General features: G+C 42.7%; 11 protein-coding genes. 6 read left to right on the top strand and 5 right to left on the bottom strand.

All coding sequences use genetic code 11. The features are described 5' to 3' along the window. A partial coding sequence (locus tag F7C14_RS02170) for an AbrB/MazE/SpoVT family DNA-binding domain-containing protein (RefSeq protein WP_290899528.1) occupies positions 1 to 165 on the bottom strand: 165 nt, incomplete at its 3' end. 365 nt (positions 166 to 530) lie between these two features. On the opposite strand from F7C14_RS02170, the gene F7C14_RS02165 reads away from it, so the two are divergent. The 5 genes from F7C14_RS02165 to F7C14_RS02145 are packed head-to-tail and all read left to right on the top strand — an operon-like array spanning position 531 to position 5,435. Continuing rightward, entirely contained in the window at positions 531 to 1,502 is a 972-nt protein-coding gene (locus F7C14_RS02165) for a substrate-binding domain-containing protein (protein ID WP_290899525.1), read from the top strand. Next, the gene (locus tag F7C14_RS02160; protein ID WP_290899521.1) at positions 1,483 to 2,160 is read left to right on the top strand and encodes an ABC transporter permease; all 678 of its coding nucleotides are present in this window, start codon (positions 1,483 to 1,485) and stop codon (positions 2,158 to 2,160) included. Before F7C14_RS02165 ends, F7C14_RS02160 begins: the two co-directional genes overlap by 20 nt. Continuing rightward, positions 2,151 to 2,840: an ATP-binding cassette domain-containing protein gene (locus F7C14_RS02155; protein ID WP_290899519.1), complete on the top strand. Its 690-nt coding sequence runs from the start codon at positions 2,151 to 2,153 to the stop codon at positions 2,838 to 2,840. Before F7C14_RS02160 ends, F7C14_RS02155 begins: the two co-directional genes overlap by 10 nt. Then, positions 2,827 to 3,165, top strand: a complete 339-nt coding sequence (locus F7C14_RS02150; RefSeq protein WP_290899517.1) for a winged helix-turn-helix domain-containing protein — start codon at positions 2,827 to 2,829, stop codon at positions 3,163 to 3,165. Before F7C14_RS02155 ends, F7C14_RS02150 begins: the two co-directional genes overlap by 14 nt. A gap of 38 nt (positions 3,166 to 3,203) precedes the next feature. Continuing rightward, positions 3,204 to 5,435, top strand: coding sequence for a penicillin acylase family protein (locus tag F7C14_RS02145; RefSeq protein ID WP_290899514.1), 2,232 nt, complete (start codon positions 3,204 to 3,206; stop codon positions 5,433 to 5,435). Positions 5,436 to 5,484: 49 nt separating this feature from the next. On the opposite strand, the gene F7C14_RS02140 is transcribed toward F7C14_RS02145, so the two are convergent. Beyond that, entirely contained in the window at positions 5,485 to 5,700 is a 216-nt protein-coding gene (locus tag F7C14_RS02140; RefSeq protein ID WP_290899512.1) for a hypothetical protein, read from the bottom strand. After that, positions 5,700 to 7,622 carry a DUF2298 domain-containing protein gene (locus tag F7C14_RS02135; RefSeq protein WP_290899510.1) on the bottom strand — a complete coding sequence of 641 codons (1,923 nt, stop codon included), beginning with the start codon at positions 7,620 to 7,622 and terminating at the stop codon, positions 5,700 to 5,702. The genes F7C14_RS02140 and F7C14_RS02135 overlap by 1 nt, the downstream gene beginning before the upstream one ends. Positions 7,623 to 7,672: 50 nt before the next feature. On the opposite strand from F7C14_RS02135, the gene F7C14_RS02130 reads away from it, so the two are divergent. Next, positions 7,673 to 9,016, top strand: a complete 1,344-nt coding sequence (locus F7C14_RS02130) for an MFS transporter (protein ID WP_290899508.1) — start codon at positions 7,673 to 7,675, stop codon at positions 9,014 to 9,016. 8 nt (positions 9,017 to 9,024) lie between these two features. On the opposite strand, the gene F7C14_RS02125 is transcribed toward F7C14_RS02130, so the two are convergent. Both F7C14_RS02125 and F7C14_RS02120 read right to left on the bottom strand, forming a co-directional pair. After that, on the bottom strand, positions 9,025 to 9,399 hold the full coding sequence (locus F7C14_RS02125; protein ID WP_290899506.1) for a type II toxin-antitoxin system VapC family toxin: 375 nt from the start codon (positions 9,397 to 9,399) through the stop codon (positions 9,025 to 9,027). Continuing rightward, the gene (locus F7C14_RS02120) at positions 9,362 to 9,598 is read right to left on the bottom strand and encodes a hypothetical protein (protein WP_290899504.1); all 237 of its coding nucleotides are present in this window, start codon (positions 9,596 to 9,598) and stop codon (positions 9,362 to 9,364) included. The genes F7C14_RS02125 and F7C14_RS02120 overlap by 38 nt, the downstream gene beginning before the upstream one ends. Positions 9,599 to 9,774 lie beyond the last annotated feature (176 nt).

Below are 9,774 nucleotides of genomic sequence, written 5' to 3'. Positions count from 1 at the left end.
GATTAGACTCTCTAACATCTTTCTGACATCTATCCTCTTTAGTACGACCGCATCTTTGTCTACGTCAGCAACCAAGAACTCATCTCCCGGTTTTATGTTCAACTTCTCTCTTATTTCCTTAGGTAGCAGAATTCTCCCCTTTTCGTCGACCTTTGTTAGGGGCATGTTCCCACATTTCCCACTTTGTTTGTGAGGTTATAAATATTGCGCTAAGGATCTGAGGAGGCTGACAACTCAACCACTCTAGATGATTGTAATAAAGCTATGAACGGCTTGCGAAAATTTCCAGTATTTAACAGGGTTTCTTATTGGGGGACGTCTGGATGTAGGTAGCTATGCCAAGGATTCTGACGTCGTTTGGAACTCTCTTTCAAAGAGGTTGAGCTTTTCATTATTTCCTTGAGCTTCATCAAAATTGGTTAAAATATATTCTGAGAGGGTAAAGTTTAAAGGTTTTCGAAGAAAGAAAAAGCAATTCTGAAATCGTTCCCAACAAAAACAATTTATATTCGTTATGCATGTTCATGCATATGGCTCGAAAGATAGTAATTTTAGCCTTGGCGATTTTGGTAATAACCTTTGGACTTTACTTTTACGAGCAGAATAAGAGGGAAGAACTGAAGATCTTGACGATTTCGACCACCACAAGTTTATACGACACGGGCTTTCTTGACGAGGTTGCGAGGATTTTTAAGGAGAAATACGGGATTGAAGTGCATTTCATAGCTAAGGGGACTGGGGCAGCTATAAACGATGCAAGGCTTGGGGTTAGCGATGCAATACTCGTTCATGCGAAGAGTAAGGAGGAGGAGTTTATAAGAGAAGGTTACGGAGTGAACAGAAAAATCTTCGCCTACAACTTCTTCGTAATAGTTGGTCCAAAAGATGATCCGGCAAAAATTAGAGGTTCGAATGTCGTTGACGCTATGAAAAAGATAGCGGAAGCTGGAAGGGAAGGAAAAGCTATCTGGGTTTCGAGGGGAGATTTGTCGGGGACGAATGTTAAAGAAATAACTTTATGGAAAGCCGCCGGTTTCGATTACGAGGAAATAAGAAAGGAGAAATGGTTTAGAGAAACTGGAGCTGGGATGGGTCAGACTTTACTTTACGCAAGCAACGAAAAAGCCTACACACTCTCAGATACCGGAACATACCTGAGATTTAAGAGAGCCGGAAAAATAGACTTAGAAATTCTCGTTGATAGGGGAGAGGAGTTAATAAACGTCTACTCGATAATAGTTGTAAATCCGGAAAAAGGTAATGAAAACTTCGATTTGGCTATGAAATTTGAGAGATGGCTCGTAACTGATGGACAAGAGGTTCTTAGAGATTTTGGAAGAGACGAATTCGGCATGCCTCTCTTCTATCCGGCTGTAGAAGTTCTGGAGAAGAAAATAGAGCCCTACTACAGCTGGATCGCGAAGTACGGATTCATAAACGGGAGTGAGTGTCCCAAGGAGTATAGATACAGAGCTGAGGAATATGGTATCGCTTTTTGGTGACTTGGACTGGGGAATCGTTGCCGAAATAACCCTCAGATCTCTAAAAGTCTCGGGTCTGGCTGCGATACTTGCTTCCACAATTGGGATACCGGTGGGAGTTCTCCTTTCTTTATACAACTTCACCGGCAGAGAATTCTTAAAATCGATATTCAACACCCTCCTTGGAATTCCGACGGTCGTAATGGGTTTATTTCTCTACCTACTCTTAGCCCCAAAAGGACCTTTCGGCTTCCTCGGATTGCTCTACACTGAAATGGGAATAAGCTTGGGACAGATGTTCCTCGTTCTGCCCATAGTTGTAAGTATAACCGCCACCTCAATTGAGCAGGTAAGTGAAGAAATATACGAGCTCGCCTTAACTCTCGGAGCCTCAAGAGCTCAGGCTGTCGTCAAAGTTTTAAGTGAAGCTCTTCCGGGAATCGTCCTCTCCTCCATAGCCGCATTCAACAGAGCAGTGGCTGAGTTGGGAATAGCTCTCATGATCGGTGGAAACGTGTTCGTTTACGGAGGCTTAGCAAACACAAGGGTTTTAACTACCGCAATCCAAATGCACGTGGCGAGGGGAGAGATAGACGTTGCGATAGTCCTCGGGCTAATCCTCCTATCGGTAGTTTTTGCGATCTCATGGATAATGAACTTGGTGAAAAAATGGCTGTGATAGAGCTCAGAAATGTAGTCAAGGATTACGGACAATTCAAGCTAAGCTTGAGCATGGAGATAGAGAGAGGAATTACTGCCATTTTAGGGAGCAGCGGAGCTGGAAAAACCACGCTTCTGAGAATTATAGCTCTGCTTGAAAGTTTTGAAGGAGAGTACTACTTCATGGGAGAAGAGGCAAGTGAAAAGCACAGGAAGAAGATTACGATGGTTTTTCAGCAGCCAGTCGTTTTTAGAGGCACTGTTTTAGACAACTTGCTCTACGCTTTATCCTTAGACAGCAATTCGAGTAAAGAGAAAGCCGAAGAAATTTTAGAGAAATTGAACCTCCTTGAGGTTGCGAAGAAGAAGGCTAAGAATTTAAGCGGAGGGGAAAAGCAGAGACTCGCTATAGCGAGAGCTTTGGCAATCGAAAGAGAAGTTTACCTCTTCGACGAGCCCACTTCAAACCTTGACGCCGAAAACGCATCTATAGTTGAGAAATGCATCAGAGACCTCGCAAAATCAGGAAAAACGATAGTAATAGCCACTCACAACATCTTTCAGGCTAAGAGACTATCGGATAAAGTTGCCTTTCTCCACAACGGAAAGCTGATAGAGTACGGAGAAACGAAACAAATTTTTGAGAATCCTAAAAATGAATTGACTAAGAAGTTCGTGAGTGGTGATGCCTATTATTGAACTCAAGTTCAGGATATGGATAGAAAAGGATGGAGAGTTTTTGATGGGAAAAGGGGGAGCGGAAATTCTCAAAGCTATAAAAAAGCACGGTAGCATATCTAAAGCTTCGAAAGAGCTGGAGATGTCTTACAGATACGTCTGGGGGTACATAAAAAAGATGGAGGAAAAACTCGGAAATAGAATAGTCGAGACCAAAAGAGGTGGAGAAAAGGGAGGAGAGAGCTCTTTAACGGAGTTAGCTGAGAAACTTCTTGAAATTTATGAAGAAGCAGAGAAAGCTTTTGAGAGGAAGATCGAGGAATTGAGAGGAGCAGTTAAAATCTGAACGAAAAAATTAAAAAAGTTAAAAATATACTCGAATTAATGAAACGCATAGCCTTATCTCTGCTCCTTCTAATTCTGTTCGTTGCCGCAGCGAATAATTATTTGAATTCCTTCGCCCCCTTCTCAGGAAGTTTATGGAAAGATGAGATCGAAATGAACAATCCTTACGGAAGGGTAGATATTTACTACGACGAGTTCGGAGCTCCCCACATTTACGCTGAAAACGAAAAAGCTCTGTTCTTTGCAGTAGGCTATTTGCAAGCCAAAGACCGACTTTTCCAGATGGACCTTCACAGAAGGTATATGAAAGGTCAGCTTTCCGAAATCTTCGGAGAAATAACTTTGGAAAGCGATAAGTTTCACGTTGAAATGGATTTCGAAAGCGCGGCAAAAGCTTCGTGGGAGGTTTTGAAGAGGAATAAAAGCGTTAGAGAGGCTATTCTCGCCTACTGCGAAGGTGTTAACGCTTACATAGACTCGGGAAATCTGCCGATAGAGTTCGTTCTCTTGAACTATAAGCCGGAGAAATGGACTCCGGTGGATACTCTGCTGATAGCAAAAGAGATCGCTTGGGAGCTAACCGGAAACTTCTGGGATTTGAAGAGGGAAGAGATAAGGAGAAAGCTCCCAGAAGCTCTCGAACTTTATCCAGCGAAACTCGGTCACGGTTACGAAATTCTGGAAAACTACTCCTCTCCCGCAAAGTTGGAGAACGTAAGTGTAAGCTATCCAGAAGGGGTTGGAAGCAACAACTGGGTTATCTCCGGAAAATTTACCGAGAGCGGTAAGCCGATTTTAGCTAACGATCCTCATCTACTCTTAACAGCTCCACCCGTTTGGTATGAAATGCATTTAAAAACGAAAGATTTCGAAGTTAGAGGTGTAACGTTCCCCGGAATCCCGTTCGTGATAATAGGATACAATAAGCATGTGGCTTGGGGATTCACGAACGTTGGAGCTGATGTGATAGACTTCTACGCTTACGTTTGGAAGGACGGAAAGTACCTCTACAAAGGAGAATGGCTGGAACCCAAAAAAGAAAAGAGAGTCATAAAGGTTAAGGGGAAAGAAGTGGAAGTTGAAGTTATAAAGACCGTTCACGGTCCTTTTCTGAAAAAGTATAACGTTTCCGTAGCTTGGACGGGATTCAGCGGAACAAGAGAGGCTTTGGCGATATATCTCTACAACAAAGCGAGAAGCGTCGAGGACGTTATAAATGCTGCGAGGTTCTTTGACGTTCCAGCTCAAAACCTCGTGGTTGCCGATGAAAGTAGCATAGCTTACTATCCGGCCGGAAAGTATCCGATAAGGTACGTGGATGGGAAAGAAGTGGCTGGAAACGTGGTTTTCAACGGATCGAAAGGAGATGGAGAGTGGATCGGCTTCACACCCTACGGAGAGTCAAGCTGGGAAGGATTCATTCCGTTCGAAGAGATACCCCATGCGATGAATCCAGATTACATAGCTACGGCAAATCAGAGGATTGTGGGCAATTACAGCTACTATTTAGGGGATAGCATGTACTTTGCCGACCCTTACAGGGCGATGAGGATAGAGGAGCTGATAGAGAAGGGAATTATGCAAGGAAAGATCGATGTAGAGTACGTAAAGAAAATGCAGAGAGACGTTTACTCGAAGCCAGCAGAATTCTTCGTTCCCCTGATAATTGAAGCGACAAAAGACGAGGAGATGTTTAGAGACTACGTTGAAACCCTGAAGAAATGGAACTACAAAATGAAAAAAGATAGTAAAGCTGCTCTGATTTTCTCCCTCTGGCTGAAGAACTACGTAAAAGAGATCTTCGACGACGACTTTGAAAAAGCCGGAATAGAGCCGTACTACCCAAGACTTTGGGTGATTCAAAAGCTCGAAGAGGACAGCAAGTGGTTCGATGACGTGAGGACGGAAAAAATCGAGAAGAGAAGAGACATTATTCTGAGGGCTCTTGAAAAAGCCGTCGAAGAGATGAATAAAAACGGCTGGAAAACCTACGGGGGCTACAACAGGCTTAAGATAGAGCATCCCTTCGGAGTTAAGCTTAAAGTTTTCAATTATCCAAGCTACCCGATGAACGGATCAAAATACACGATTTACAACTTTAGAGTCGAAGAAAACCCTCAGGTAGGAAGTAGCTTTAGAATGATCGTAGAAATAGGAGAAAAGGCGTACACGATAATTCCAGGAGGAAATTCGGGGAGGATTACTTCGAAGCACTACTTCGACCAGCTTGAGATGTGGATAAATTGCGACTACAAGGAGGTGAGCTGGTGAGGAAGCTAATTTACCTTTTAATTCTCTCCGGATTTATCCTTTCCGTTTTTCACTGGGTAGGCTTCATTTTAGCCTTCGCTGGGATAGGAATGGCTGTCGAAAAACTTTTAAAAGCGATTTTGATGTCTCTAATTGCCTTCGCAGCTATCTCAGCAATTTTCTTAGCCTCGCTTCCACCTTGGATCAGATTCTCGGAGATAGCAGCGATTCCTTTAATTCTGCTGCTAATCCTCTCAATTCTGTCAACCTTTTTTGGCTCAAGCATCAGCGAACTTCGTAAATCGTAACGTTTCCTTTTTTGAAAACAACTTTCAGCCAGGGATAATCGAGTTCACTCTTCCCATACCTTTTTCTTTCAACTTCTCCAAAAAATATGTATTTAATTTTATATTTATAAATCAATTCTAAACTTCCGTTCAAGTAAATCTCATCAACATCCTTCGTCCTCTCATTCACTTCCTCCCAGCTCTTACCCCACATGATTTCGTGGGTTCTCCATCCGATAACGGTAGGTAAGCCGGTGAAGGTTGAAACCCTTGAAGAATATGTGTAAGCCTCTCCGGGAGCTTCCAGAACCATTCCACTTCTGTTTTCAAGCCACTTTATCGCTTCGTACTCTTCCAAGTTCTTTTCCTTTAACCACCTCATTCCGTCGAGGGTTATTTCTCCGCTATCTCCGAGCAATTTGCTGTTCGGCATTGTTAAGAGCGACGCTAAAGGATGAACCAACGAAAGGACAAAAATTACGAAAACCACAATCGCTTTTTTCTCAAGTTTTCGGAGATATAAAGCCGAGGAAAAGCCCCAGAAAATCCAAGCAGATAAATACAGCTTCATCAGTGTGTTCATCCTTTCAAAGGGCTTTCCAAGAGGGTCGTCGAAGTAAAAGAGTTCGCAAAAGAGGAGAGTCAGGATAGCAATAAATGCGAGAAGATTCTCGAAACTTCTCTCCCTCAAAAGGAGAAGAGCGACAGGAAAGAGAAAAAGAAGCTGAAATTCGATAAAAAAGCCTACGAGGAAAGACACGAGGATGAGAAATAGACTTTTTCCGTTGAGTTTATTCGCAGCGCACAATAAAGTCGAGACGAGAAACAAAGCGAAGATTTGAATGAAGTCAAGAAGTTCCGTTCTCGCTTCAACGAATTTTAAAATTCCCGCAGGGATCAGAATTAAAATTGCCGAAGGTACGAGAAAAGCTAAGAACTTGGCTCTTTTATTTTCGGCGATAACAGTTAGGAGAAGAAGAGCCGGCAAAAACGACCAAGCGTTGGTGCCGAGGAGGAAAAAGAGAAGGAAAAGAGTTGCGGCTAATTTCTTAGTCGAGAAGTCCTTGTAAAGATGAAAAGCCGAGAGTAGAAAGGCTATCTGGAAGGGAATCGACATGAAATGCGCATGCATGTCTCCTTGGAGAAATGTGAAGAATGGATAGAAAACCACAGCTCCCGGAATCGTCCTTGTAGCTGCGGAAAAATCGAAGTCGAGAAGCCATTGAAATGCCGATTTTGCGGTTTTGTAACCCAAAAACGGTGTTTTGAAGAGAAAAGCAAGAAGTTGGAAAAATCCAGAAAAGAAACCGGCAAAGCAAACGAACAAAGCCGATAAGAACCCGTAGATTTCTCTTCCAGACACACTCTTCCCGAGAGAATAGGAGAGCTGAACCGCCATGGAATAGTATGCCGCTACAGCAAGATTGTATCCTATTTCAGCTTTAACTCCGGAAAGCGCTATTAGTAAAGCTGCAGCTGCGTGACCGAAGAAGTAGTAGGGTAGGAACTCCCCTCCAAACCAAGGATCCCGAAGAGGAAATCCGAAGCGAAGAATTGATTTCAAAAATGCGAAATCCACGAAGTCTTCGGAGTATGCAAAGTATATCTCCGGTTTAAATGAGAGATACGCCAGCAAGAGAGCAAAAGCTGAAAGAAAGATCGCTTCCTCCTTCAGCTCGCTCCTTCCAAAACTTAATTTCCCCCAAAAAATTAAAGCGAGAAAGGCGAGAAAAATCACCGAGATGTAAGAGGAGAGGGAAAAGGGTAAGAGGGTTGAAAGAGATAGGGCAAGAATTGTCGAAATTGCCAAACCGAAGGGTTTGCTGAGGGAATAGGACTCTTCGAAGAAGCTTCTGAGGAGGGGGTAGCTTAAAATTGCAATTAACTCCATCGAGATCAAGAACGTCAAAACTTCGAGCACTCCGAAAAGTTTTCGTTGAGATATAAATTTTTTACTTAGGGGGAAAGATGATGAGAAAAGCTGTGCTCATGGCAATAGTTCCTGCGTCATTTCTTACCCCATTCACCCTTTCCTCGGTTAATGTAGCCCTTCCTTCGATCGGCAATGAGCTTAAAGTCGATGCAATTACTCTGAACTGGATAGCCACAGCCTTTCTTCTTTCTTCTGCAATGTTTCTCGTTCCCTTCGGGAGATTAGCTGACATAAAGGGGAGAAAAAAGATCTTCGTTCTTGGCATGGTAATTTTCACGGTCGGATCTCTGCTTTCAGGTTTGGCTTTTTCAGCGGAAATGCTCATAGCGTTCAGAATTTTGCAGGGAATTGGGGGAGCTATGATCTTCGCAACGGGGATAGCAATCCTCACATCGGTTTTTCCGTTAAAAGAAAGAGGAAAGATACTCGGAATCAACGTAGCCTCTGTTTACACCGGACTCAGCTTAGGACCTTTCTTCGGAGGGATTTTAACCCAAAACTTCGGCTGGAGGAGCGTTTTCCTCGTCAACGTTCCCATCGGAATCTTCATAGTTATCCTCGCGGCATTAAAACTGAAGGCAGAATGGGCAGATGCAAGAGGAGAAAGCTTCGATTTCATCGGCTCGGTGATTTACAGCTTAATGCTTTTGTTTATAATGCTCGGATTCTCTGAATCCAACTTATCTTTTCTTTTTGCAGGCTTCTCCTTACTCTTACTCTTTATTTTCTGGGAAAGCAGGATTGATCACCCTATACTGGAAATCGAACTTTTCAAGAGAAACGCAACATTTACCCTCTCAAATTTGGCAGCATTACTCAACTATTCCGCCACGTTTGCTGTTGCGTATCTTTTAAGCCTGTATCTTCAGTACATCAAAGCTTTAACTCCCCAGCAAGCTGGATTCGTTCTGGTTTCTCAACCGGTAATGCAAGCTTTATTTTCACCCTTCGCAGGCTGGCTTTCGGATAGAGTGGAGCCAAGAGTTGTCGCTTCAGCCGGAATGGCTGTAACTGCTCTCGGACTTCTGATATTTTCAACAATAGACGAAAACACGAAGCTTTCTCTCATAATATCCAACCTCATGCTCATGGGATTCGGATTTGCCTTGTTCTCTTCTCCGAATACAAACGCTATTATGAGTTCTGTTGAAAGGAAATTTTACGGATTAGCCTCCGCAACTCTTTCGACAATGCGCGTTGTCGGACAGATGTTGAGCATGGCTATCGTCATGTTAATCTTCGCCATTTACATCGGAAAGGCTCTGATCACACCAAAAATTTATCCTCTCCTCCTTGAAAGCACTCGAACGAGTTTTGCGGTATTTTCTGTTCTCTGCTTTTTCGGCATATTCGCTTCTCTTGCGAGGGGGAGGGTGAGGTAGCAGCATTCTTAAAATATCCTTCTGATTTTCGGGATTTCGTCAAAATCTTTATCGTTTGATAATATAATTTCAATACCGTGTTCAAGCATTGTAGCCAAGTGTATTCTATCTTCAAAATCTTTTGGCTTCTTCAACATTCTTGCTTTTTCAAAGATTTCACTTGTTAACGGTAGAATTTCGATTTCAAGCTCTTCCAAAATTGTAGCAACATTCTCAAGCTTTGTAAGCACGTAGAGCAACCATATCGTCAGCGCTGAGGTTGCAAGCGCATATCGTTCAATAAGATCTTTGGATCGCTCTCCAAATTCCTCGTGAGCTGTGAGATAGTAATAGAGAACATTCACATCAATATATATCCTCCCGGAGGATTTTTTCTGTCTCATGTTTCACCGCTTCGTCTATTTCTTCTGCCGTCTTATATCGTGGCTTCACGATTCCGTAATATTTTTCGATAGCAGGTTTAATTGGAATTAGAATTATCTTGTCATCTTCCAAAACCACTCTGAATCTCCTGTGTTTTACAGCATTTCTTATATTGGCTGGTAGGTAAATTCTACCCTGCGCATCCATTCTTACTTCCATATTTCCAAACTTTTTTACCAATATATTAACATTTTGGTTTAAATTTTCTTAGCCTCGTCAATTTAACCACTCCAAATGCAAGAAACTGAAATGCTGCAACAAAAACTATTCCGTAGCTGATTTGTAGTTTCCAGCTTTAATTTTTCCGAGTGTCAGCGAAAGCTTCTCTAAAAGAG

The organism is Ferroglobus sp., from assembly GCF_015521575.1.
GTDB lineage: Archaea > Halobacteriota > Archaeoglobi > Archaeoglobales > Archaeoglobaceae > Ferroglobus.
Note: the sequence above shows the minus strand (reverse complement) of the source record. Positions and strands in the feature narration are given on the sequence as shown.

What these genes read in the sequence shown, in the direction of transcription:
- F7C14_RS02165 (WP_290899525.1), top strand. Translation starts at nt 531, where the DNA reads ATGGCTCGAAAGATAGTAATTTTAGCCTTGGCGATTTTGGTAATAACC.
- F7C14_RS02160 (WP_290899521.1), top strand. Translation starts at nt 1,483, where the DNA reads ATGGTATCGCTTTTTGGTGACTTGGACTGGGGAATCGTTGCCGAAATA.
- F7C14_RS02155 (WP_290899519.1), top strand. Translation starts at nt 2,151, where the DNA reads ATGGCTGTGATAGAGCTCAGAAATGTAGTCAAGGATTACGGACAATTC.
- F7C14_RS02150 (WP_290899517.1), top strand. Translation starts at nt 2,827, where the DNA reads ATGCCTATTATTGAACTCAAGTTCAGGATATGGATAGAAAAGGATGGA.
- F7C14_RS02145 (WP_290899514.1), top strand. Translation starts at nt 3,204, where the DNA reads ATGAAACGCATAGCCTTATCTCTGCTCCTTCTAATTCTGTTCGTTGCC.
- F7C14_RS02140 (WP_290899512.1), bottom strand. Translation starts at nt 5,700, where the DNA reads ATGCTTGAGCCAAAAAAGGTTGACAGAATTGAGAGGATTAGCAGCAGA.
- F7C14_RS02130 (WP_290899508.1), top strand. Translation starts at nt 7,673, where the DNA reads ATGAGAAAAGCTGTGCTCATGGCAATAGTTCCTGCGTCATTTCTTACC.
- F7C14_RS02125 (WP_290899506.1), bottom strand. Translation starts at nt 9,399, where the DNA reads ATGAGACAGAAAAAATCCTCCGGGAGGATATATATTGATGTGAATGTT.
- F7C14_RS02120 (WP_290899504.1), bottom strand. Translation starts at nt 9,598, where the DNA reads ATGGAAGTAAGAATGGATGCGCAGGGTAGAATTTACCTACCAGCCAAT.